Source organism: Rhodobaculum claviforme (genome assembly GCF_016653255.1).
Classification (GTDB): Bacteria; Pseudomonadota; Alphaproteobacteria; order Rhodobacterales; family Rhodobacteraceae; genus Rhodobaculum; species Rhodobaculum claviforme.
Genome location: NZ_NHSD01000289.1, coordinates 1 through 23,562, shown reverse-complemented (window position 1 = coordinate 23,562; position 23,562 = coordinate 1). Strand labels below are relative to the sequence as shown.

Annotated in this window: 18 protein-coding genes; 14 read left to right on the top strand and 4 right to left on the bottom strand. The window is 70.0% G+C overall.

All coding sequences use genetic code 11. The annotated features are described in order from the left end of the window. Positions 1 to 20: 20 nt before the first annotated feature. Complete coding sequence (locus tag CCR87_RS12525) at positions 21 to 980, bottom strand: LysR family transcriptional regulator (protein ID WP_201157863.1); 960 nt, start codon at positions 978 to 980, stop codon at positions 21 to 23. A 100-nt stretch (positions 981 to 1,080) separates the two neighbouring features. Between CCR87_RS12525 and CCR87_RS12520 the strand changes: the two genes are divergently transcribed. From CCR87_RS12520 to CCR87_RS12475, 10 genes are all read left to right on the top strand, one after another. Beyond that, on the top strand, positions 1,081 to 1,947 hold the full coding sequence (locus tag CCR87_RS12520) for an ABC transporter permease (RefSeq protein ID WP_201157862.1): 867 nt from the start codon (positions 1,081 to 1,083) through the stop codon (positions 1,945 to 1,947). A 1-nt stretch (position 1,948) separates the two neighbouring features. Beyond that, entirely contained in the window at positions 1,949 to 2,734 is a 786-nt protein-coding gene (locus CCR87_RS12515) for an ABC transporter permease (protein ID WP_201157861.1), read from the top strand. Between the two features lie 35 nt (positions 2,735 to 2,769). Further along, positions 2,770 to 3,912 (top strand): extracellular solute-binding protein, encoded by a 1,143-nt coding sequence (locus tag CCR87_RS12510; RefSeq protein WP_201157860.1) that lies wholly within the window; start codon positions 2,770 to 2,772, stop codon positions 3,910 to 3,912. A 54-nt stretch (positions 3,913 to 3,966) separates the two neighbouring features. Beyond that, positions 3,967 to 5,037 (top strand): ABC transporter ATP-binding protein, encoded by a 1,071-nt coding sequence (locus tag CCR87_RS12505; protein WP_201157859.1) that lies wholly within the window; start codon positions 3,967 to 3,969, stop codon positions 5,035 to 5,037. Between the two features lie 8 nt (positions 5,038 to 5,045). Next, positions 5,046 to 6,392 (top strand): aminotransferase family protein, encoded by a 1,347-nt coding sequence (locus tag CCR87_RS12500; RefSeq protein ID WP_201157858.1) that lies wholly within the window; start codon positions 5,046 to 5,048, stop codon positions 6,390 to 6,392. Between the two features lie 4 nt (positions 6,393 to 6,396). Continuing rightward, positions 6,397 to 7,323: a 3,5-dioxohexanoate:acetyl-CoA acetone transferase gene (gene kce, locus CCR87_RS12495; RefSeq protein WP_201157857.1), complete on the top strand. Its 927-nt coding sequence runs from the start codon at positions 6,397 to 6,399 to the stop codon at positions 7,321 to 7,323. A gap of 151 nt (positions 7,324 to 7,474) precedes the next feature. After that, the gene (locus CCR87_RS12490) at positions 7,475 to 8,233 is read left to right on the top strand and encodes a GntR family transcriptional regulator (protein ID WP_201157856.1); all 759 of its coding nucleotides are present in this window, start codon (positions 7,475 to 7,477) and stop codon (positions 8,231 to 8,233) included. Beyond that, positions 8,230 to 9,924 carry a thiamine pyrophosphate-binding protein gene (locus CCR87_RS12485; RefSeq protein ID WP_201157855.1) on the top strand — a complete coding sequence of 565 codons (1,695 nt, stop codon included), beginning with the start codon at positions 8,230 to 8,232 and terminating at the stop codon, positions 9,922 to 9,924. The genes CCR87_RS12490 and CCR87_RS12485 overlap by 4 nt, the downstream gene beginning before the upstream one ends. 38 nt (positions 9,925 to 9,962) lie before the next feature. Beyond that, entirely contained in the window at positions 9,963 to 10,976 is a 1,014-nt protein-coding gene (locus tag CCR87_RS12480) for a TAXI family TRAP transporter solute-binding subunit (RefSeq protein ID WP_201157854.1), read from the top strand. A gap of 74 nt (positions 10,977 to 11,050) precedes the next feature. After that, positions 11,051 to 13,000, top strand: coding sequence for a TRAP transporter permease (locus CCR87_RS12475; protein WP_201157853.1), 1,950 nt, complete (start codon positions 11,051 to 11,053; stop codon positions 12,998 to 13,000). A 6-nt stretch (positions 13,001 to 13,006) separates the two neighbouring features. Here the strand turns inward: CCR87_RS12475 and CCR87_RS12470 are convergent, their stop codons facing one another. Then, positions 13,007 to 13,924, bottom strand: coding sequence for a VOC family protein (locus CCR87_RS12470; RefSeq protein WP_201157852.1), 918 nt, complete (start codon positions 13,922 to 13,924; stop codon positions 13,007 to 13,009). Between the two features lie 80 nt (positions 13,925 to 14,004). Between CCR87_RS12470 and CCR87_RS12465 the strand changes: the two genes are divergently transcribed. Further along, positions 14,005 to 15,708: a gamma-glutamyltransferase family protein gene (locus CCR87_RS12465; RefSeq protein WP_201157851.1), complete on the top strand. Its 1,704-nt coding sequence runs from the start codon at positions 14,005 to 14,007 to the stop codon at positions 15,706 to 15,708. A gap of 278 nt (positions 15,709 to 15,986) precedes the next feature. Beyond that, entirely contained in the window at positions 15,987 to 16,871 is an 885-nt protein-coding gene (locus CCR87_RS12460; RefSeq protein WP_201157850.1) for a transglutaminase-like domain-containing protein, read from the top strand. 45 nt (positions 16,872 to 16,916) lie between these two features. Here the strand turns inward: CCR87_RS12460 and CCR87_RS12455 are convergent, their stop codons facing one another. Both CCR87_RS12455 and CCR87_RS12450 read right to left on the bottom strand, forming a co-directional pair. Next, the gene (locus tag CCR87_RS12455) at positions 16,917 to 17,417 is read right to left on the bottom strand and encodes a hypothetical protein (protein WP_338048922.1); all 501 of its coding nucleotides are present in this window, start codon (positions 17,415 to 17,417) and stop codon (positions 16,917 to 16,919) included. Next, complete coding sequence (locus tag CCR87_RS12450) at positions 17,414 to 18,058, bottom strand: helix-turn-helix transcriptional regulator (protein WP_242511995.1); 645 nt, start codon at positions 18,056 to 18,058, stop codon at positions 17,414 to 17,416. Before CCR87_RS12450 ends, CCR87_RS12455 begins: the two co-directional genes overlap by 4 nt. 746 nt (positions 18,059 to 18,804) lie before the next feature. Between CCR87_RS12450 and CCR87_RS12445 the strand changes: the two genes are divergently transcribed. Continuing rightward, positions 18,805 to 21,243 carry a hypothetical protein gene (locus CCR87_RS12445; protein ID WP_201157849.1) on the top strand — a complete coding sequence of 813 codons (2,439 nt, stop codon included), beginning with the start codon at positions 18,805 to 18,807 and terminating at the stop codon, positions 21,241 to 21,243. A 105-nt stretch (positions 21,244 to 21,348) separates the two neighbouring features. Next, positions 21,349 to 23,403: a hypothetical protein gene (locus CCR87_RS12440; RefSeq protein WP_201157848.1), complete on the top strand. Its 2,055-nt coding sequence runs from the start codon at positions 21,349 to 21,351 to the stop codon at positions 23,401 to 23,403. The last annotated feature ends 159 nt before the right edge of the window (positions 23,404 to 23,562 follow it).

The window sequence follows — 23,562 nt, the reverse complement described above, 5'->3', positions numbered from 1 at the left end:
TGTGCAAGCCCGGCGCCGCATCAGCCGTAGGTGCGCGCCTCGATCGGGGTGGCGGCGATGCGCGCGCGCAACCGGTCGAGAAACGACTGCTCGGCGCGGTTCAGCGCGGCCTTGGGGTTCCACACCAGATGCACGTCGATGGCCGGGGGCGCGTCATGGGGCGGCAGGCGCCACAACAGCCCCTCGGCCACGTCGCGGGCAACCACATGCAGCGGCAGCGGGCCGATGCCCATTCCGGCCACGACCATGCGGCGGACCTCCTCCAGATGGCTGGAGGTGCCGGCGAAGTGCTCGTTCAGCTCCGACTGGGCGCGCAGCATGGTGACCGGGCGCAGCGCGTCGTGCAGCCGGTCGGTCTCGAAGCTGACGGCGGCGTGGCCGGCCAGATCGGCCTGCGTCAGCCCCTCGTGGCCGAACAGCGGATGCGGCGGGCCGCAGAACAGGCCGAAGTGTTCGCGATAGAGCCGCAGGTACTCCAGCTTGGGATCGCGCCGATGCACGAGGCACACCGCCATCGACGCGCTGCGCGCCGCCACGCTCGCCAGCGCCGCGACCGAGCGCTGCACGCTGATCGAGAGCGTCGCGCGGGGGTGGTCGGCGTGGAATTCCGCCAGCACCCGATCAAAAAGCGGGCACACCACATGGCTGGCCAGCGCGAGGCGGACATGGCCCGTCACCTCGTCGGTCATGTCGCGCATCAGGGTGGACAGGCGATAGATGGCGCCGTGGATCTCCACCGCCTCGCGGTACAGCACCTCTCCGGCGGGGGTCAGGGCAAAGCGGCCCGGGGCGCGGTCCACCAGCTTCTTGCCGACCCGTTCCTCCAGCCGTTTCAACGCGGTGGAGACCGACGGCTGGGTCAGCCGCAACCGTTCCGCCGCATCGGTGATCGAGCGCGATTGCGCCAGCACCACGAAGCTGCGCAGCAGGTTCCAGTCCAGCTCGCGGGTCAGACGCTCGGCGCCGCCGGGCTCATCCATTGATCGCGCCTATAGTCAACATTCATGCTATCTATTTGATAAATGCCCGGGGGATTTGCAACCTGCCCGCCAGACCGAAACCGGAAAAGGACCAGCGCGCATGTCGGTGGAGGCCCGCGAACGGCGGCAGCCGTGGATCCTGCTTTCGCCCGCACTGGGGGCGGTGACGCTGCTGCTGCTGGTGCCGCTGGCGTTCATCGTGGTCTATTCGTTCTGGCTGCGCTCGGCGGTGGGGGCGGACACGCCCGGCTTCCACCTCGACAACTGGCAGCGCGCGCTGACCGACCCGTTCTTTCGCTACATCCTGCTCAACACGCTGAAGATCGCGGCGATCACCACGGTGATCTGTGCGCTTCTCGGCTATCCGGCGGCGTACTTCATCGCCCGGTCGCGGGGCAACAAGCTGATCCTGCTGCTGCTTCTGATGCTGCCGTTCTGGATCAGCTACATCATCCGCACGATGAGCTGGATCAACATCCTCGGCTCTTCGGGGGCGTTGAACACCGCGCTGATGTCCGTGGGGGTGATCTCGGAGCCGATCCGCATGCTCTACAATGAAGGGACGGTGATCCTGGGCCTCGTGCATTTCCTGCTGCCGTTCATGGTGCTGAACATCTACGTCAGCCTGGAGGGGATCGACACAAATCTGGAGGACGCGGCGACCTCGCTCGGGGCGACGCGCTGGCAGGCATTTCTGCAGGTGACGCTGCCGCTGTCGCTGCCGGGCCTCGCGGCGGGGGGGCTGTTGTGCTTCGTGCTGGGGGCGGGGACCTACATCACGCCGCTGATCCTGGGCGGCCCGCGCGACGCGATGTTCGCCAATCTGGTGTTCGAGGCGATCATCACCCAGCTCAACTGGCCCATGGGCTCCGCGTTGTCGCTGTTGCTGCTGATGGTGCTGGGGGTGCTGGTGGCGATCTACAACCGGTATCTGGGCATGTCGCAGCTGACCAAGGGGCTTGGGTGACATGGGGTGGTCGCTGATCCGCATCTACACGATCCTGGTGTACGGGTTCATGTTCCTGCCGGTGGCGGTGGTGGTGCTGCTGTCGTTCAACGAAAACCAGTTCGGCAGCTTTCCCATGACCGGCGTGTCGCTACGCTGGTTCGAGGCGCTGTGGAACAACGACGCGGTGATGCGGGCGTTTCGCACCTCGATCATCCTGGGGCTGCTGACGGCGCTGATCTCCACCACGCTCGGCGTGCTCGCAAGCCTTGCGCTGGTGCGCTACGCGGTGCCGGGCAAGAACCTGATCACCACCGTCCTGATCGCGCCCATCCTGGTGCCCGAGGTGGTGCTGGCGGTCGCGCTTCTTTTGTTCCTCAACTGGCTGGGCATCGGCAAGAGCTTCGCACTGCTGCTGGCGGGGCATGTGATCTTCACCCTGCCCTTCGTGATCCTGGTGGTGCAGGCGCGGCTGGTGTCCATCCGCCGCGATGTGGAGGAGGCGGCGCTCAGCCTCGGCGCCTCGCCCATGCAGACGTTCTTTTCCGTCACCCTGCCGCTGCTGATGCCCGCCGTCGCGGCGGGCGGGCTGTTCGCCTTCACCATTTCCTTCGATGACATCACCGGCACGCTGTTCTGGAAACCCGGCGGGGTTGAAACCGTGCCGACGCAGATCTTCTCGATGCTGCGCAACTCCATCAGCCCCGAGATCAACGCGCTGGGCACGGTGATGATCCTGCTGACCGTTGGCCTGCCGCTCCTGGGCGCGGCGCTGGCGCGCTGGCTTTCCATGAAACGCGGCGTCTGAAGAACCGCACCCCAACCCCGACAAGGAGAGAGACAATGGACAACACCAAACGCTACGAGCGCCTGCTGGAACGCTATCGCAACGGCGATCTGGAGCGGCGCAGCTTTCTGGGCCTGCTGGGGGCCGCGGGGCTGGCGTACGGCGTGCAGACCCCGTTCGCCCGCATGGCCCGCGCGCAGGACGTGACGCAGGTGCGCTTCGACGGCTGGGGCGGCGTGGTGTCCGAGGCGTTCCGCCGCCACGCGTTCGACCCCTACACCGCCGCCACCGGCATCGACGTGGTGGACGGCACATTCGCCGGCGGCGACGAGTACCTTGCGCAGGTGCGGTCGAGCCGCGAGGGGGAATACAACATCGCGCACCTCTCGGGGGTGTTCGACTATGCCCGCTATGTGAACTTCGGGCTGGATGTGGAGCTGAACACCGACAACATCCCCAACATGGAACTGGTGATGGACGCGCTGACAGCCGCCTATCGCCGGATCACGCCGGACCATCTGTCGGCGGTGCCCTACAACTACGGCACAACGGGGCTGGCCTACAACCGCGCCCATATCTCGGACGAGGAGATCCGCGAGAAGGGCGCCGCCATCCTGATCGACCCGGCCCATGAGGGGCGCATCGGCGGCTGGAGCGACTGGCGCACCCGGATGTGGTACGCAGCCCTGCAAACGGGGCAGAACCCCAACGACATCGAGGACATGGAGGCCGCCTGGGACGCGATCCGCAGCCACCGCGACCTTGCGCTGAAGTACTGGGGCTCGGGCGCGGAGTTGATGAGCCTGCTCGCCGAAGGGGAGATCCATGTCACCGAGGGCTGGTCGGGCCGCATCGCCGCCCTTCAGGAACAGGGCTACGACATCGGCTACTACGACCCGCCCAACGGGTTCGGCTGGCAGGAGTGCCTGTTCGTCATCAAGGGCTCTCCGGTGGAGGCGTGCGAGGAGCTGCTGAACTTCATGCTCGCGCCCGAGACCTCCATCGCGGTGGCCGAGGGGCAGAACTATCCCCCCGCGCTCGATGGCACCAAGGTCGATCTGGGCGAGAAGATCCCCACCCTGCCCGCCTATGACCCCACCGGCACGCTGGACGCGCTGACCTTCGCCGATCCCACCTACTGGAACGGCAATGAGGCCGAGTGGTCCGAGACCTTCGCCCGCGTGCAGCGCGGATTCTGAGCCACGACCCCGCGCCCGACCGGGCGCGGGGCACATCACGCGGGGGGACGGCCGTTGAGCGCGGTGGAACTGAACAACATCGTCAAACGCTTCGGCGCCTTCACGGCGGTGGAGAAGACCTCGCTGTCGATCCCCGAGGGGGCGTTCGTAACCCTGCTCGGCCCCTCGGGCTGCGGCAAGACCACGACGCTGCGGATGATCGCGGGGCTGCTGGACCCGACCGAGGGCGAGATCGTCATCGGCGGGCGCCGCGTCAACGACGTGCCGATCCACAAGCGCAACCTTGGCCTCGTGTTCCAGAACTACGCGCTGTTCCCGCACAAGACGGTGGCCGAGAACGTCGCCTTCGGCCTGCGCTACCGCAAGGTCCCGCGCGACGAGATCACCCGCCGCGTGCGCGACGCGCTGGAGCTGGTGCAGCTGCCGCAGCTGGGGGATCGCTACCCCAAGGCGCTGTCGGGTGGCCAGCAGCAGCGCATCGCGCTGGCCCGTGCCATCGTGATCGAACCCGACGTGCTGCTGCTGGACGAACCGCTGTCAGCGCTCGACGCCAACCTGCGCGAGGACATGCGCGTGGAGCTGAAACGCATCCAGGAGCGGATCGGCGTCACCACCGTTTTCGTCACCCACGACCAGTCCGAGGCGCTGGCGATGTCCGACCGGATCGTGGTGATGTCGAACGGCCGCGTCGAACAGGTCGGCGCCCCCGAGGAGGTCTATACAACGCCCGCCTCGGAATTCGTGGCGCGGTTCCTCGGCGCGTCGAACATCCTGGAGGGGCGCTGCCTGTCGCGGGGCCCCGAGGGCGCGGTGCTGGAGGTGCCGGTGTTCGGCACCGTGCGCGTGCCGTCGGCCCGCGCGCCGCATCTGGGGGGCGCGGGGCCCGCCAAGCTGGTGGTCCGCGCCGAGAAGCTGATCCTGCGCGAGGCTCCCGCCCGCGACGCCCTGTCCGCCCCCGCCACCATCGAGGCGGTGGATTACCAGGGCCAGGCCGCGCGCTATTTCCTGCGCGCGGGCGACACCGCCCTTCAGGCCATCAACATGATCGACGCGCGCCCCTTTCCCGCCGGGGCGCAGGTGCACATGACCCTGCGGCCGCAGGATTGCGCCGCCCTGCCCGGATGAACGCCCCCATGACCCGCAGCCATCTGTTCTACCAGTCCCGCCAGCGCCGCCCGGTTCTGGACCAGGCCCGAGGCGTCTACATGTGGGATGTGGACGGCAAGCGGTATCTGGACGGCTCCAGCGGGGCGATGGTGTGCAACATCGGCCATTCCAACGAGCGTGTGCTGGAGGCGATGCGCCGGCAGATGGAGAAATCCACCTTCGGCTACCGGCTCCAGTTCGAGACGGAGGCCTCCGAGCGGCTGGCCGCGCGCACGGCAGCACTTTGCCCCGACGGCATCAACCGCGTCTTCTTCGTCTCGGGCGGGTCGGAGGCGGTGGAATCCGCGATGAAGCTCGCGCGCCAGCACGCGCTGGCCATCGGACAGGGCACGCGGTGGAAGGTGATCAGCCGCACGCCGTCGTATCACGGCTGCACGCTGGGCGCGCTGGCGATCACCGGCTACGCGCCGCTGACCGACCCCTTCGCGCCCATGATGCGCGAGATGCCCAAGGTGCCCGCGCCGCGCGCGTACCTCGACGGCCTCGACCCCGACGACCCGGCCACCGGCGCGCATTATGCAGCCCAGCTGGAGGCGTGCATCCTGGCCGAAGGGCCCGACAGCGTGCTCGCCTTCATCGTGGAGCCGGTGGGCGGGGCCTCCACCGGCGCGCTGGTCCCGCCCGCGGGCTACATGGAGGGGGTGCAGGCCGTGTGCCGCCGCCACGGCGTGCTGCTGATCCTGGACGAGGTGATGACCGGCGCGGGCCGCACGGGGCGGTTCCTGGCGGGGGAACACTGGGACATGGACCCCGACATCATCGTGCTCTCCAAGGGCTTCGCCGCCGGCTACGTCCCCCTCGGCGCCATCGCCGCACGCGACGGGCTGGTGGAGGCGGTGCTGGACGGCGGCGGGTTCCTGCACGGCTTCACCTATGCCGGCAACCCGCTGGCCTGCGCCGCCGGTGCCGCCGTCATCGACGAGATCGAGGCACAGGGGCTGGTCGCCAACGCAGCCCGGATGGGAGGCGCCCTGCGCGCCCGGCTGGACGGGCTGATGGATCGCCACGCCATCATCGGCGACGTGCGCGGGCGCGGCCTGCTGCTGGCGATGGAGTTCATGGCGGATCGCGACCGCAAGACCCCCCTGCCCGCGCATCTGAATGTCCACCAGCGCATCGTGGACATCGCGTTCGACATGGGGCTGATCGTCTATTCCCGGCGCACCCGTGACGGGCTGGAGGGGGATCACATCATGGTCTGCCCGCCGCTGATCGTCACCGAGACGCATCTGGACGAGATCACCCAGACGCTCGACGCCGCGCTGGCGCAGCTGGGGCGGGAAATCGCGCCCGCCCTGTCCGAGACGGTCTGAGGGCATGTCGGGCATCCTCATCACCTGCGCGCTGACAGGGTCGATCCACACGCCGTCGATGTCGCCGTACCTGCCGGTCACGGGCGCGCAGATCGCGGAGCAGGGCATCGCGGCCGCCCGCGCCGGGGCCGCGATCCTGCATCTGCACGCGCGCGACCCCGCCGACGGGCGCCCCTCGGCGCGGCCGGAACATTTCATGGGGTTCCTGCCCCGGCTGGCGGCGGAAACCGACGCGGTGCTGAACCTGTCCACGGGCGGCAGCGCGGTGATGACGCTGGACGACCGGCTGGCCGCCCCGCTGCAGGTCGCCCCCGAGATGGCCTCGTTGAACATGGGGACGATGAACTTTGCCCTCTATCCGATGCTGGCGCGCGAGCGCGACTGGCTGCACGACTGGGAACGCCCGTTCCTGGAGGGGACCGACGATCTGGTGTTCAAGAACACGCCGCGCGACATCGCCCATATCCTGACGGTGCTGGGCCGCGACCGCGGCACGCGGTTCGAGTTCGAGTGCTACGACCTCAGCCACCTCACCATGCTGCGCCACTTTGCCGATCGCGGGCTGATCAAGCCGCCGTTCTTCATCCAGTTCGTGTTCGGCGTGCTGGGCGGGATGGGCCCGGACCCGGAAAACCTGACCCATATGGTGCGAATCGCCGACAAGCTGTTCGGCGACGACTACCTGTTCTCGGTGCTGGCGGCGGGGCGGTTCCAGATGCCGCTGGTCAGCATGGCCGCGGCGATGGGCGGGCATGTGCGCGTCGGGCTGGAGGACAACCTGACGATCGCGCGCGGCCAGCTTGCCCGCTCAAACGCCGATCAGGTGGCGAAGATCCGCGACGTGGTCGAGGCGCTGGGCCGCACGGTGATGCCCGCGGATGCGGTGCGCGCGATGCTGGGCCTGAAGGGCGCGGACCGGGTCACGATCTGACGCCGCGCGGCGCTGGGCCGCACATGCACCTCCCCCTGGCGCCCGCGCGCCCCGGCCAGCCAGTCCGGACAAATTTGTGTTGACGTTCTTCCCGGCGCGTCACAGGCTGCGGCAGATCGGCTGTATACAGCCCTGCATACAGGATGGCACCTTGGCCACCAACGCACGTCACAGCGCCACACCCGGCGTCCCGCCCCCCGGACGCCCGGAGCTGACGCTGGGCCAGCGCGCCTATCGCGCCCTGCGGGGCATGGCGATCAGCTATCAGCTCGCACCCGGCACGCGCCTCAACGAGGTGGAGCTGGCGCGCGATCTCGATGTCAGCCGCACGCCGCTGCGCGAGGCGATCAACCGGCTGGTGTCCGAGGGGCTTCTGGTCGCCGACGGCCGGGGGGTGTTCGCCCGTGGCCTCGATCCGGCCGAGGTGCGCGACCTCTATGAGGCGCGGCTGGGGCTGGAGACGTTCATCGTCACGCTCGCCTGCGAGCGGGCGGAGGCGGGCGCGCTCGACCGGCTCGACGCCTATCTGGATCATTCGGTGTCGGTGCAGGCGACCTCGGCGATCGAGGAGCTGGTGCGGCTGGACGAGGGGTTTCACACGCGGCTCGCGGCGCTGACCGGCAATGCCGAGCTTCAGCGCATGCTCGAGAGCATCCACGCGCGCATCCATTTCTTCCGCTGGGTGGACATGCGGGGCCGCCGGGACGACACCCAGGCCGAGCACCGGCGCATCCTGGCCGCCATCCGCGCGGGCGACGCCCAGCACGCCTGCACCACCACCCGCGCCCATATCAACCGGCGCATGGACCAGATCGTGGAGGTCATCCGCGAGGGCGTCGCGCGGCTGCATCTGGGCGAAAGCCCGCAGCCCGTCGACCTTGCGTCACATCAGGGGAGCGAGACACCATGAACACGATCTCGGGCGCGGAGGCGCTTGTGCGGATGCTGCATCTGCATGGGGTGGAGGTGGTTTTCGGACTGTGCGGCGACACCAGCCTGCCGTTCTATGACGCGCTTTATCGCCTCGACCACGGCATCCGCCATGTGCTGACGCGCGACGAACGCTCGGCGGCGTACATGGCCGACACCTATGCCCGCGTGTCCGGCAAGGTCGGCGTCTGCGAGGGGCCGAGCGGCGGCGGCGCCACCTATATCCTGCCCGGCGTGGTGGAGGCGAACGAGAGCTCGATCGCGCTGCTGGCGATCACCACCGACATCGGCGTGGGCGCACGCGGGCGCTATGCACTGACCGAGCTGGACCAGAAGGCGCTGTTTGCGCCGCTGACCAAGTGGAACGACGTGATCCCCACATCGGGCGCGCTGCCGCGCACGGTGCGGCGCGCCTTCCGCGAGATGACGACCGGCCGGCCCGGGGCGGTGCATCTGGGCCTGCCCTTCGACGTGCAGAAGGCGCCGGTGGACGAGGCCGAGATCTGGGGCGACCGCGCCATGGGCCACTTCCCCGCCCAGCGCACCCGCCCGCCCGAAGCCAGCCTGGAGGCCGTCGCGCGCCTGCTGGCCGGGGCCGAGCGGCCCATCGTGGTCTGCGGCGGCGGCCCCGTGATCTCGGGCGCGCGGGCCGAGGTGACGGCGCTGGCGGACCGTCTGGGCTGCGCGGTGGCCACCTCGATCTCGGGCCAGGGGGCGATCCTGGACACGCATCCGCTGGCGCTGGGGGTGGTCGGGTCCAACGGCGGTTCGGACGAGACGCGCGCGGTGCTCGATGACGCCGATCTGGTGGTACTGATTGGCTGTCGGGCGGGGTCGGTGACGACCGAACGCTGGCGCCACCCCGCGCCGGGCCAGCGGATCGTGCACATCGACGCCGATCCCGGCGTGATCGGCGCCAATTACGAGACCGAAGCCGCGCTGGTGGGCGACGCGCGCGAGACGCTGCGCGGCCTGCTGGCGGCGCTCGACACCGTGCTGGAGGGCACCGACCGCGCCGACGACCGCGCGCGGGCGGCCGTGGCGCAGGCGAGGGAGGCGAAGTTCCACCGCTTCAACGCGCTGGCGGCGTCCGACGACGCCCCGATCCGGCCCGAGCGGGTGATCCGGATGCTGTCGGAGTACCTGCCGAAGGACGCGGTGGTGGTGGCCGATCCCGGCACGCCCTGCCCGTATCTGTCGGCGTACTACGAGCTGTCGGACGCGCGGGGGCGGCTGATCTCCAACCGCGCGCACGGGGCGCTGGGGTATTCGCTGCCGGCCGTGCTGGGGGCGCACTTTGCGCGGCCCGACGCGAAATGCGTGGCGGTGATGGGCGACGGCTCGTTCGGCTTCAACGCCGGCGAGATGGAGACGCTGGCGCGCATCGGCGCGCCGGTGACGCTGGTCGTGCTGTCGAACGCCGCCTTCGGCTGGATCAAGGCGGGGCAGGACTCAGGGTTCGGCAAGCGCTACTATTCGGTGGATTTCAACCGCACCGACCACGCCCGCGTGGCCGAGGCGTTCGGGCTGAAGGCCTGGCGGGTGGAGGACCCGGCCGATCTGGCGGGCGCGATGAAGGCCGCACTGGCGCATGGCGGCCCCAGCCTGATCGACATCGTCGTGCAACCGCTGCACGAGGCCGCGGCCCCCGTCACCGAATGGATCGCCTGAGGATTCCAACCAAGAAGACCACCCAACAGGAGGATACGATGAAACGCCTGCACTCCCTCTCTCATCTGTCGCGCCGCGACGCGATGATCCTCGGGCTTGGCGGCATGGCCGCGGGCTCGGCCCTGCTGCGGCCCGGCAGCGCGCTGGCGCAGCAGTCGCTGCAGTGGGGCTCGTCCTCGGTCGGCTCCACCGGCTATGTGATCATGGAGGGGCTTGCCTCGATCACCAACCGGCATTCCGAGTTGCGCAACGCCTCCATGGCGACCTCGGGCGGCGCCGAGAACATGCAGCTGTTCCGCGAGGGGATCATCCAGTTCGGCCAGACCACCTCCACCGACTGGCTGCCGGCGTTCGAGGGGCGCGCCCCCTACCCCGAGCCGATCGAGGTGCACCAGATGTTCGCCTACACGCTGTTCAACTGCACGCCGATGGTGCGGGCCGACAGCGACATCCGCACGATCGAGGATCTGGTCGGGCGGCGCGTGATGCCCTCGCCGTCGGGGTCGTCCACGGCGGTCCTGTTCGAGGTGCTGTTCGAGGCCGCGGGCATCCTCGATGACGTGAACTGGACCTATGGCTCGTGGCGCGAGACCTATGACGCGCTGCGCGCGGGCGCGGTGGACTGCATCCCGTCGCTGCTGACCAACGGGCGCCCGTCGCCGCTGATGACCGAGCTGATGGCGCTGCAGGAGGTCCGCCTCCTGCCGATCTCGGAGGAGCTGATGGCGGCGGCGGCGGCGATCAACGGCGGCGCGCGGCCCGGCCTGATCCCGGCCGCATCGATCGGCGCCGAGGGCGAGGACATCCTCACGGCGTCGTTCTCGGGCGTGCTGGCCGTCGCCCCGGAGGTGTCGGAGGAGGTCGCCTATACCGTGATGACCGCGATCTTCGACAACCTCGACGAGGTCCACGCGCTGGGCGTGCAGTTCGCCGACATCGCGCCGGAGTTCGGCGCGGCGAACCTGGTCGGCGGATACCCCGTCCACAAGGGCGCCGCGCGGTTCTTCAAGGAGCGCGGCCTGTGGCAGGACGGCATGGTCGAGGCCGACTGACGCAGCCCGCGTAATCCCGCGTGTCCCCGCGCACCGCCGCACCCCGCGGCGGTGCCCTTCCATCCGGAGCCGTCATGCACTCTTGGGCCAAGCGCGCCGCGGGTTATTTCACCGCCAGCGAGGGCAACCCCTGGCTGATCCTGCTGGCGGGCCTCGCCAGCATCGTGTTCGTCTGGGCCCATGTGTACCAGATCCTGACGTTCTTCTGGCCGTCGGGGCTGTTCAAGATCGTGCATGTGGGCGGCACGGTCATGGTGCTGATGCTGGTGGCCGCGGCGATGGCGCGGCGGCTGCCGTCACGGGTGGTGCATCTGGTGCTGGCGCTGATCGCCGCCGCTGTCATCGGCTATGTCTTTGCCGAATACCGCGCGCTGACGCGGCAACGCTCGTTCCTGCCCAACGACACCGACATGGTCGTGGCGCTCGTGTTCCTGGGCCTCGCGCTCTATGCCTCGATGCGCGAATGGGGGTGGGTGGTATCCGCCATCGCGGTGGTGGGGCTGCTTTACGGCTATTTCGGCCCGTCGATGCCCGAGGGGTTGCTGTACCACGGCGGGCTGAACCTCAAGCGGCTGATCGGCTACACCTCGATCCCGTATTTCCACGGCCTGCTGGGCGGGCTGTCGGAGCTGTCGGCGGGCACGATCTTTCCGTTCATGCTGTTTGCGGCCGCGTTGCAGGCCACGGGCTGCGTCGCGTTCATCATGCAGCTGGCCTATCGCATCGGCGGGCGCACGCGGGCGGGGCCTGCGCAGATCGCGATCATCTCCTCGGGGTTCATGGGGATGGTGTCGGGCTCCAGCGTGGCCAATGTCGCCTCCACCGGGGCGCTGACGATCCCGCTGATGAAGAAGGTGGGCTTCAAGCCCGAGTTCGCCGGCGCGGTGGAAAGCGTCGCCTCCACCGGCGGGCAGATCACGCCGCCGGTGATGGGGCTGGCGGCGTTCCTGATCGTCGGCATGACCGGCATCCCGTACGGCGAGATCGTGCTGGCGGCGGTGTTCCCGGCGCTGATCTTCTATGGCTACCTGATGTTCGCGGTGCATCTGCGGGCGGTGCGCTTCAACCTCGACGCCAGCGCGCAGGTCGAGCTGACCCGCGAGTTCGAAAGCCCCGAGCCGGTCTGGCTCGCGTGCCTCAAGCACCTGCATTTCTTCATCGCCACGGGGTATCTGGTCACCGTCCTGATCGTCGTGAACATGCCCGGACGCGCGGCGTTGCAGGCCGCCGCGATCCTGATCGGGCTTTATGTCCTGCGCGAGGTGGCGCTGTCGTGGCGTGGCATCGCCGCCATCGCGTCGAACACGCTGCGGCTGTTGTGCACCATCGCCTATGACGGGGCGCTGCGGGGCGCGCAGGTCGCGGTGGTGGTGGCGGTGATCGGGGTGCTGGTGGACATCCTGGCGGTGACGGGGTTCTCGCAGAAGCTGTCGTTCTTCATGCTGGAGCTTGCGGGCGGCAACCTTGCGCTGCTGCTGGTGGTGGCGGCGTTCGCGTGCCTTGCGTTCGGGCTGGGGCTGCCCACCTCGGCGGCCTATATCCTGGTGGCGCTGCTGGGGGCGCCTGCGCTGGTGCAACTGGGCGTGCCGCTGATCGCGGCGCACATGTTCGTGTTCTTCTTTGCCAACATCTCGGCCATCACGCCGCCGGTGGCGATCTGCTGCCTGGTGGCGGCCAAGATCGCGCAGGCCTCGTTCTTTCGCACCAGCTTCATCGCGGTGCGGCTGGGGCTGCCGGGGTTCATCCTGCCGTTCATGTTCGTGATCCACCCCGAGATCCTGGGCGTGGATGCCGGGCTGGCGGCGACGGCGTTTGCGGCGCTGCTGGCGCTGATCGGAGTGATCACGCTGAACGTGATCATGGAGGGGTATCTGCTGCGGCCGCTGTCGATCGCGGAACGGGTGCTGCTGCTGCCGGCGGCGTTCGGGCTGCTGTATCCCAGCCTGTGGGCGTCGCTGTTCGGAATCGGCCTGCTGACCCTGGTCACCGCGCGCCAGTGGCACCACTACCGGGCGGTGGGCTGAGTGGCCTCAGCGCGCGAAATCCGGGCGTTGGCCGGGGTGGACCAGCGCCACACGGCCACCGATGGCGGCGGGCAGCTCCAGCACCGGCCCGGCCAAGTCGCCCACAAGATCGCCCACCAGATCGCGCGCGCCCCCCGCGCGCAGCACCTCGGCCGAGGCCTCCGGATCCGCGGTGCCCAGCGCATATCCGACGATCCAGGGTGGCGCCGCAGCGGCCCCGCCCCCCAGCCAGCGGGCATCGGGCGCGAACACCAGCGCCCCGCGATCCAGCGCAAGACACTGACGGCCCCCCGACAGCGGCGCGTGCGTGCGGCCCAGGAACCGGCCGAAGCGCGCGGCGGCCTCGGACGGGTCGGCGACCACCAGCAGCACCGCCTCCAACGAGACGATGCCGTTGCGGTGCCGTGTCCAGCGGTCCTGCCACACCAGATCCGGCGTGTGGTGCGTCAGGATCTGGATGCGCCCCTCGGGCATGGCTGCGGGCGGCACCCGCACCACCGAGAACCGCGCCAGCGCCTCCGCGCCGTCGGGGGTCGCGACCGCGCGGGTCAGATGCACCACCGGGTCGGGCGCGAATCCCGCCTGCTCCAGCCGCGCCGTCGCCGCATCGGCATCCGCCGTGGCCATCGCCAGCAGATGCACCCCGGTGTGGCGCGCCAGCGCCGCCGTAAGCTGGCGCGACAGCCCCGTGTCCGAGGCGCGCGCCAGAAACTCCAGATAGCCATTGTCCAGCATCGCGCAGCGGTTGGCCGTGCCCGAGGGGACATACCCGTCCACCGTGCGGTTGCGCTGCACCGTGTACGGCGTCAGGGTAAAGCCCAGCCCCGCCAGCGCGGTTTCGGCCGCCGCCATGTCCGGCAGGAAATGCGCCAGATGGTCGAGGTAAACCTCGGCGTTTTCGGGGGTCTGTCGCGGATGTACCATGGCGTGACGCTAGCAGGGCCCGACGCGGCTGGCCACAGGCATCGGCGCCCCCCCTTTCCCGTCATCCAAGGATCCTGCGCATGTCGACACTGACCCGCCCCGAGATCACCGGAACCCGCCACGGGGTGTCGTCCGGGCATTACCTTGCCACCACCGCCGCGCATGACATTCTGGCCGCGGGCGGCAACGCGGTGGACGCCGGCGTTGCCGCGGCGATCATGCTGGGGGTGGTGCAGCCCGACCTGGTGAATGTGGCGGGGGTGGCGCCGATCATGATCCGCATGGCCGGGATGGACGTGCCGATCACCATCGACGGGCTGGGCGTGTGGCCCGCCTCGATCCCGCCGGACCATTTCATGACACGCCATGGCGGCACCATCCCCGACGGGGTGGAGCGGATCGTCGTCCCGGCGGCTCCGGCGGCGTGGCTGGACGCGCTGGCGCGGTTCGGCACGATGTCGTTTCGCGATGTGGCCGGGGCGGCCGCGCGCCATGCCCGCGACGGATTTGCCGTCCATCCGCTGCTGGTGGACACGATCACCGAGCACGCGGACGGCTACCGCGCCTTCCCTTCCAGCGCCGAGGTCTATCTGCCGCATGGCCGCCTGCCCCGGGTCGGCGAGCGGTTCGTCCAGACCGACCTCGCCACCACCTTCGAGCGGCTGTTCGCGGCCGAGCGCGCGGCCCCCGGCACCCGCGAGGCGGGCCTGCAGGCGGTGCATGACGCCTTCTATCGCGGCGATCTGGCGGCCGAGATCGTGGATTTCGTACAGGCCGAGGGCGGCTTTCTCACGCGTGAGGACATGGCCGGCTACCGCTGCCGCACGGAACCCGCGCTGGAGACCGCGGCGCTGGGGGGGCGGCTGTTCGTCTGCGGGGCGTGGTGCCAGGGGCCGGTGCTGGCGATGGCGCTGCGCCAGTTGGAGGCGGCAGGGCTGGCGGGACTGGCCCACAACAGCGCCGACTACATCCATCTGCTGGTGGAGGTCCTCGACAATGTCTTTGCCGACCGCGAGTACCATTTCGGCGATCCCGCCGTGGTCGATGTCCCGCTCGACCGGCTGATGTCGGACGCGCATGCCCGCGCGCGGCTGGCACAGATTGACCCGCGCCACGCCCGCGGCGCGATGCCGGGGCGGCTGCTGCCGGGGGGCGGGCCGGAGGCGTCGGTCCCGGCGGGCGACGACGACCCCCGCCCCGAACCCGACACCTCTTACGTCGCGGTGATCGACGCGGCGGGCAATGCCTTCTCGGCCACCCCCAGTGACGGGTCATGGTCGGTGCCGGTGGTGCCGGGGACCGGCCTCGTGCCGTCCTCGCGCGGGAGTCAGTCGCGGCCCGACCCACGCCACCCCTCGGGGGTGGCGCCGGGCAAGCGGCCGCGCCTGACGCCCAACCCCGCGATGTTCCTGCACGACGGCGGCGTGATGCCCTTCGGCACGCCGGGCGGCGATGTGCAAAGCCAGGCGATGCTCCAGTTCCTGCTCAACCGTGTGCATTTCGGCATGGGCCTTCAGCAGGCGATCGAGGCGCCCCGGTTTGCCACCTACAACTATCCCGGGTCCTTTGCGCCGTTCACCCACCACCACGGGCTGGTCAAGCTGGAGCCCGGCATCGCCGACACCACGGCCGCGGCGCTGGCGGACCGGGGGCACGCGATGTCGCGCTGGCCGGACAACGACTGGCGCGCGGGCGGGCTGTGCGCGGTGCAGTCCGTCGCGGCCGAGGGGCTGATCCTGTGCGGCGCCGACCCGCGGCGCCCGTCCCACGCCATCGCGAGCTGACCGCCGCCCGCGGGGGCGCCATCGTGGAACGCCCACGGCGCTGCGGCGTTTGAAAGAAGCGTCCCCGTGCCGGCGCGGGCCGGCGCGCGCCACCGCGTGGCTGCCCCGCAGCGGGCAGCCGCCCCCGAGGGACGGCGCGACGCACGGAAAACCGCGCGGAGATGGGCGCCGCGCGTGCTATGACCCTCGCACCGGGGGATCACACACCCCCGCCGTCGGCCCAGGGCATCCGATCGCCCGGGTCGACGCTGTTCCCCACAAGTTCAGGAAAGACGGCCATGTTCATTCGCGTCGGGCACGAGATCATCATCGAAAGCAATCCGGACACCGTCCTGATCCTTGCGCTGTCGCTGCATTCGGAGTTCGATGGCCGGATCATCGGATCCCCCTCGGTGCAGGCCGACCGGGACCTGCCGCTGGAGCCGTTCACCGACAGCTTCGGCAACCGGCTGACGCGGCTGCGGGCGCCCGGCGGGCAGCTCAGGCTGTGGTCAGACTGCATCGTTGAGGTCGCCGGACAGCCCGACCCCTTCGACTGGACCGCCCGACAGCACGACGTCGACGCGCTGCCCCCCGAGACGCTTCAGTTCCTGACCCCCAGCCGCTATTGCGAATCCGACCTGCTGGCCCCGGAGGCGCTGCGGCTGTTCGGCGCCACCCCGCCGGGCTGGGCGCGGGTGCAGGCGATCTGCAACCATGTCCACAACAACGTCACCTTCGGATATGGCTTTGGCCGACCGACCAAGACCGCCAGCGACATCCACCGCGAAAGGACCGGCGTCTGCCGTGACTTTGCGCTGCTGTCCATCGCGTTCTGTCGCGCAATGAACATCCCCGCCCGCTATGCCAGCGGGTATCTGGGCGACATTGGCGTGCCGCCCTCCGGGCCGGGCGACTTCTGCGCCTGGTTCGAGGCCTATCTGGGCGGGCGCTGGTACACCTTCGACGCGCGCTACAACACGCCGCGGATCGGCCGGGTGCTGATGGTGCGCGGGCGCGACGCGGCCGACGGGGCCATGATCACCTCGTTCGGGGCGCACACGCTGACATCGTTCCGGGTCTGGACCGACGAGGTGCCCGGAACCCCCGACGACGCCACCCTGCACGCGATGCTGCGCCACCGCCCCGAGGCCGAGGCGCTGGTCCTGGGCCCGCCCGACTGACGGCCCCGAGCACCGACGACCCGGGGCCGACCGACACGCGCGCCCTCAGGCGGGATAGCGGTACTCGGCGATCAGGGCCCAGATGGCGCGGTTCAACGCCTCCAGATTGCTGATGGCGGCGTCGATGTCCGCCCGCGCGGCCGCATCCAGAAGGTCGGTCTGGCCGACCTTGATGGCATCCCGTCGGTCGGCGATGCGCATCTGGATCGTGCGCGGGGCCCCGCCGTCGGGATCGAAGGAATAGATGCAGTGGTTGTAGCGGTTGCGCAGCCCCGAAAGACCCAGAAGCCGGCGGGTCACCTCCAGCACGCGGGCGCGCTCGGCGGGGTCGCGGCCGTCCATCTTGGACAGCCGCTCGACCAGATCGACACGGGCACGCGTCGTGTTCAGCGTCAGAAAGATGATGACCGCCGTTTCCTTGGTGGTCCCCACCAGCCCCGCGATCAGGTGGATCAGCAGGCTTTCGGTGTTGGTCCAGCTGTAGTTCAGCCGCCCGATCAGCAACATGATCGCGTCGAAGTCGGGCGGCCGCTGGAGCTCGGTCACGGCGTCCCGCCCTGCTGCCGGGTCAGGAACCACTGCGCGGCCTGGGTGCGATTGCGCACGCTGATCTTCTTCATGATGTGATGCAGGTGCAGCTTGATCGTATGCTCGGTCAGCGAAAGTTCATGCGCGATGGTCTTGTTGCGCTTGCCTTCGGACACCAGCGCCAGCACCTCGCGCTCGCGCGGGGTCAGGGAAGCATGCAGCGGGTCGACGCGCGGATGCACCGGCTTGTCCGGCAACGCATCGGTGTCCAGCAGGCGCGCGGGCACCACGCAATCGCCGCTCAGCGCCAATCGGAACATCGGCGTCCACTGATCGACCGGCAGGTTCATCGGCAACAGCCCGATCGACGCAAGGATGTCGCAGCGCCGACGCAGGGCCAGCAGCTGCCGGGCCATCTTCTCGTCGCGGTAGGCCAGGATCCAGCGCGCGCCCGGGTGGTCGGCGATCCATCCCTTGGGGTTCGCCAGCATGTCGCGGGCCATGTCGTCGGCGACGATGATGAAGCGCTTGGCGCCCGACGTCGGCGGCAGATCCTCCAGCCGATCGACGCGGCAGACGTCCATCGACGGGGCCTCGGCCTCGGCGATGCGCAGGATCCAGTCGGAAAACCCGTTGGAATCCCCCAGAAAGACGATCATGCCGCGCATTCCGCACGGCGTCGGTGCAACAGCACCCGTCACGCCAGACTCAAGAGCTCTGACCATCTGTACCCCCTCACAGCGGACGAAGTCGCGCCAACCCGGCGCCAACACACCCCATCCTTGAAAAACACACTCAACTGTCCACGAGATTAGCACAAAAGAAACCGGTTGCGCACCGCTCAAAAGAGCGGCGCGACATCGCCGCACCGGCGCCCCCCGCGACCGCGAACCGGAGGAGGCCGCGCAACACTCTGTTTTAATTATATTTCTCGGGACACCACCGATGCGAAAGTCGGCCAGATCGTCATCGCCCGATGGGTGTATTGCCTTCGGACCCAGAACCAACGGTCAGTCGGCGCACGTGATTCGCGTCCGGTCACGACCCCGTGTGCGCGCCCCCGGCCCGGACGTTTTCCAAATGCGCTCAGCGATCTGGCGGCGGCAGAACGGTCATTGATCCTTTGAACGGCTATCTTCGTGTTCCCGCCGGTGGGATCATTCCGATGCGCTCGTGAAACCCACGGCGCAGGAAACGGCCGCCTGTATCATCGGGGAATGGCATTTCCCGCATCGACCCGACTCAGGCGTAAAAAGGGGAGGGCTGCGAAAGCATCACCGTGCCGATCCGGGCCGACCCTTCTGGCGGGTCTGGCGGATCGGGTTCTCAGTCATCGGAATGGACGCCGCCGATATGCAGCCTTTGACATGACTGGCGTGCACCGGGGCGTCACGGGAGACGCGAAATGAACGACAATCGCAACAACAACTTCGTCATCGGCGAAGTCGACATCGAAACCCTGAACGCCGAGATCGACGCCGCGATCGAGATCGAACAGGCCGATCTCGACGTTCTGGCACAGCAACAGGGGCAGGACGCCTCGGCCGTGCAGGATCAGGGCCAGGGGCAGGACCAGGGACAGGACCAGGGCCAAAGCCAGGGTCAGGACCAGGGACAAGGCCAGGATCAGGGCCAGGGACAGGACCAGACCCAGTCGAACGACGGTTCCGGTAACAGCAGCAATGCGATCAACATCGACTTCGGCGGCGGCGAGTGGATTCCCCGCGACGACGATTTCATCGATGTCGATCTGAACGATGCCCAGATGGGCGACGTGATCGCATCGCAGGGCGACATGCGTTTCAGCCCGGGCGATGATGTCACCCTCGAAGGGGTCGCCTTTGGCGATGGCAACAGCAGCGCCTTTGCCATTTCGCAGGCCAACACCCTGAACGACGACGACTACCTGCATGACATTTCGCTGAAGAACGAAGGCGAGTTCCACCAGCACGGCAGCGCCCATGGTGGCACCGCCGAGGCGGGCGACGGCATCAACGCCGGGTCCGTCGGCGGCGACAGCGGCGGCAAGGCCTTTGCCGACGGTGGCGACGGTGACGGCGGTGGGGCCAAGGGCGGCATGGCCATGGGCGGCACCGGCCACGGCGCCACGGGTGGCGATGCGGACGCCGATGCGGGCCCCGGCGGGGACGCCTCGGCCGACGGCACCAGCCATGGTGTCGGGATGGGCATGGCCAAGGCCAATGGGGACGCCCAGGGCGGCGCGGGCGGCGATGCCGACGCCACATCCGACGCGGCGCTGGCGAACGACAGCACCCAGGACGGGACCGGCAGCGGCGGTGACGGCGGGGCGTCGACGGCGCTCGGTGTCGGCCTCGGGCTGGCGGAGTCGGACGCCGGCGCGGACGCGGGCGATGCGACGGGCGGGGCGGCCGATGCCTCGGCCGGTGGCATGGGCATGGGCAAGGCGGACGCGGACGCCGAGGCGGCGGGTGCCGACGGGGCCGCAGCCACGGCCGACTCGGACGTCGACTCCGAGGCCGGCGCGGGCTCGGAGGCCGCAGCCGCCGAGGCTGACGGCGGCGACGGCTACTCCATCGGGGCGGGCCTCGGGCTGGGGCTGGCCGGGTCGGAGGCCGACACGGACGGCGCCGATGGTGGCAAGGCCAGCGGCACGGCCACCGGCGAGGCCGGGACCGAAGGCGGCAGCGGCGCCGACGCCGGTGGCGCCATGGCGGGCAAGGGTTATGGCACCGGCGGTGACGGCGGCGACGCGGGGGCGGGGTCGACCGCCACCAGCGACGTCGATGCCACGGCCATCGGCGGCGCAGGGTCGCCCCCCGCCAGCGGCTTCGATGCCATGGTCGTGGATGGTGGTGGCGGCACCGACCCGGTCCCGGGTGATGCAAGCAACGTCATCGACAGCGCGGCCGACTCCGGCGAGGCCGGTGCCGGCGGCGGCAACGGCGGCGACGGGCGCGGCACCGGCGGGGATGCCACCGGCGGCACCGCGGCCACCGGCGATGTGACCGGCACGGCCGACGGCCGCGGCAACACCGATGCCAGCGGCGGGGCCGGGGGCACCAACGCCACCGACAGTGCCGCCGACGGCACCGGCACCGGCACCGGCACGTCTGAAGCGATGGCCGGAATGGGCGGCACCAGCACCGCCGACAGCGGCGCCGAGGCCGCATCGACCGGGACCGGCGCGGCCGATGCGCTGGGCGGTGCGGGCGGTGCCAACACCGCCGACAGCGCGGCCGACGGGACCGGGACCGGAACCGGCACGGCGGACGGCCAGGGCGGGGACGCCACCAACGACGCGGTGGCGGAGTCGGCGGCGACCGGCAGCGGTGACGGCGGGGCGGACTCGGCCGGGGGTGCGGGGGGATGGTCCGACATCTTCGCGCAGGCCGACCTCGACGGCACGACGGACTCGATGGCCGAGGCCATCGCCGGATACGGCGGCGACGGCACCTCCAGCACCGATGCGACCAACGCATCGACCGGGTCGGGGGTCGTGGACGCGACCGGCGGCACCGGCGGGGGCACGGCGGCCACGGCCATGGCGGGCGATGGCGGCGCCGCGACGGGCGGCGCGGCATCGCTGGGCGATGTCATGGGCGGCGCCGGGTCCGGGGGTGCGGGAGGCACCGCCGGGATCGGGGACGGCGGCGCCGGTGGCGACCTCGGCAGCTGGGGGTCGGGCAACGGTGACGACGGCATCGTGACCGGCGAGTCCTTCGCCTCGGCGGCGGCGCAGGTCACGACCTCGGCGTTCAACATGAACGTCGTGATGGGCGCCAACGTGCTGGGCAACACGGTCGACATGACGGTGGTGGGCGGTGCGCTGACCTCGTCCGTTGTCGGCGACGACGCCAGCTGAGCCGGACCGAAACCGCTCCGGGGCCGGGCTTCCGGCCCCGGGGCAACCCCCGGGCGCGGGCGCCAGGGCATCGCCGGGTCCGCGCTCCGGCAAATGGGAAGAACCATGGCGCTTGATCGGATCACCGAAGAGATCGCCCATTTCATCGGGATGTTTCACCTCGGCATCGAGGCAGACCGACTCCGGCTCGAATATGACGCCTTTGCCGCCAGCCGGGCCGAGACCGACCACACCCCCACCGAGACGCCGATGCCGGAGGTCTCGGCCCCCTATGCGCTGAAGGGGTTCGTGCCGGGACTGTCCTACGAGCATCCGCAGGCGCAGGTGCCGCTGCTGCCGCTGCCGACGATCGAGGTCCGGGCGCTGATGCCCGACGTCGCAGCACCGCCGCCGCCGCAGGCGCCCGCGGCCACCGACAGCCGCGCAGGCCCCGTGGCCACCGAGGGTCAGGTGACATGGATCCTGCCCGAGATCGCGCCGAACTCCCTGCTGATCGTGATTTCCCAGACCGCCGATCTGTTCGACAATGACCTGGTGCTGGTCACCGGCGAGACACCGTTCACCGACCCGCAGGTGATGGTGGCGGCGCTGGAGCACGCGATCGAGCTTGCGCAGCACGCCCACGCCCCCGGCCATGATGCCGCCGACGGGGCGGTCGTGCCGCGCGCCAACGACATGGCGGCGCTGGCCGAGGCGATGGCCACCTTTGCGCCCGCCGCAGGGACGCACACCGAGGCCGCGCCGCACACGCTGCTGCTGTTGCGCGGCGAGGCGGCGCAGGGCGTCCACATCAGCGGCGCGCAGACCGCGCCCCCGCCCGACGATGGCGCGCCATCGGACGCCCCCGCGCTGCCGGATTTCACGGAGCTGCTGCCCGCCTTTCTCGCAGCCCGCCCGCAGTCCGGGGACACGGCCGGGGAAAAGGACGCCTTTGCGCTGCCGCCACGGGCACTGCCGCCGCCACAGATCGCGCCCTTCGGGGTCGATCCCGGCCATACGGTCGTCACCGGCGCCAACACCCTCGTGAACGAGGCGGTGATCAGCCAGAGCTGGATCGACGCGCCGGTGATCGCGGTGGCGGGCGATGCGATCCGGCTCGATCTGGTCAGCCAGGTCATCCTGCGCCACGCGACCTCCGACGCGGCGCCGGCACAGGGGATGGGGATGGGGATGGGGATGGCGGCGCCCTCGCGCGCGATCAACGCCGTCGAGATCGACATCCGCGACGCCCCCGCCCCCATCACCGCCTCCACCGCCGGGGGCGTGTTTCCCCAGAGCTGGTCCGTAACCCGCGTCGAGGGCGACCTGATCGCCGTCAACCACGTCCAGCAATTCGCCTTTGTCAGCGACTTCGACCGGGTCGAGGTCACGGTCACCGCCGCCGCAAGCTACCTCGGCACCGGCGAGAACACCGTCCTCAACACCGCCGTGCTGCGCGAGCTGGGCTTTCACTACGACCTGATCCTGGTGGGCGGCGACATGATCACCCTCAACCAGATCCACCAGACCAACGTGCTGCTGGATGCCGATACCGTCGCCGGGGCGCACCATCCGGGTGTGACGATCACCGCGGGCGACAACCTTCAGTACAACCGCGCCGAGATCACCCAGGTCGGGCGCGACGAGATGGTCGCGATGCGCGACACCTTCCAGTCGGCGCTGGCGGACATGGCCGGGGGCGGGCGCGACATCGGCCCGGATCTGGCCCGCGACGCGCTGTTCGAGGGCAGGTCGGCGCTGAAGGTGCTTCAGGTCGAGGGCGACCTGATCAAGGCCAACATCATCGAACAGCACGCCTATCTGGGCGATTCCGACCAGATAGGGCTGATGCTGGAGGATTTCCTGGCCAGCGGACAGCCGGTGGAGGTGATCACCGGATCGAACGCGCAGTTGAACGCCGCGCGGCTGACCGACTTTGGCCTCGATTCCACCGTGATGGTGGCGGGCACCGCCTACAGCGATGCGCTGATCCACCAGGCGCAGCTGATCGACCCCGAGGCGCCGCCCACCGGCGTCGGGCTGGTGCCGCTGGCCAACGAGGCGGTCGCCTTCCTCGCCGACGGGATGACCTTCGATGCCCGCGATGCCGATCCGGCGGCGCCCCAGTCGCTGGCCGAGCACCTTGCCGGTGGCGACGGGCTGAATGCCGTCCTGAGCTGATCCCAGAGACCGAGGGCCATCCGATGAAGGACCGCGTTGACTTGCCGACCCTGCGGCTGACCCCGGACATGCGCGCCGATGCGCCACCGGCGCAGGCGCCGCGCGCCCGCGCCACGGCGATGCCGCCCCCCCGCGCAGGCACCGCATCCCAGGACGGCC

Bases quoted from the DNA above. Each gene is read 5' to 3' on its own strand.
- CCR87_RS12520 (WP_201157862.1), top strand. From the start codon at position 1,081: ATGTCGGTGGAGGCCCGCGAACGGCGGCAGCCGTGGATCCTGCTTTCG.
- kce (WP_201157857.1), top strand. From the start codon at position 6,397: ATGTCGGGCATCCTCATCACCTGCGCGCTGACAGGGTCGATCCACACG.
- CCR87_RS12525 (WP_201157863.1), bottom strand. From the start codon at position 980: ATGGATGAGCCCGGCGGCGCCGAGCGTCTGACCCGCGAGCTGGACTGG.
- CCR87_RS12485 (WP_201157855.1), top strand. From the start codon at position 8,230: ATGAACACGATCTCGGGCGCGGAGGCGCTTGTGCGGATGCTGCATCTG.
- CCR87_RS12450 (WP_242511995.1), bottom strand. From the start codon at position 18,058: ATGATCGTCTTTCTGGGGGATTCCAACGGGTTTTCCGACTGGATCCTG.
- CCR87_RS12515 (WP_201157861.1), top strand. From the start codon at position 1,949: ATGGGGTGGTCGCTGATCCGCATCTACACGATCCTGGTGTACGGGTTC.
- CCR87_RS12445 (WP_201157849.1), top strand. From the start codon at position 18,805: ATGAACGACAATCGCAACAACAACTTCGTCATCGGCGAAGTCGACATC.
- CCR87_RS12470 (WP_201157852.1), bottom strand. From the start codon at position 13,924: ATGGTACATCCGCGACAGACCCCCGAAAACGCCGAGGTTTACCTCGAC.
- CCR87_RS12475 (WP_201157853.1), top strand. From the start codon at position 11,051: ATGCACTCTTGGGCCAAGCGCGCCGCGGGTTATTTCACCGCCAGCGAG.
- CCR87_RS12510 (WP_201157860.1), top strand. From the start codon at position 2,770: ATGGACAACACCAAACGCTACGAGCGCCTGCTGGAACGCTATCGCAAC.
- CCR87_RS12465 (WP_201157851.1), top strand. From the start codon at position 14,005: ATGTCGACACTGACCCGCCCCGAGATCACCGGAACCCGCCACGGGGTG.
- CCR87_RS12460 (WP_201157850.1), top strand. From the start codon at position 15,987: ATGTTCATTCGCGTCGGGCACGAGATCATCATCGAAAGCAATCCGGAC.
- CCR87_RS12500 (WP_201157858.1), top strand. From the start codon at position 5,046: ATGACCCGCAGCCATCTGTTCTACCAGTCCCGCCAGCGCCGCCCGGTT.
- CCR87_RS12440 (WP_201157848.1), top strand. From the start codon at position 21,349: ATGGCGCTTGATCGGATCACCGAAGAGATCGCCCATTTCATCGGGATG.
- CCR87_RS12480 (WP_201157854.1), top strand. From the start codon at position 9,963: ATGAAACGCCTGCACTCCCTCTCTCATCTGTCGCGCCGCGACGCGATG.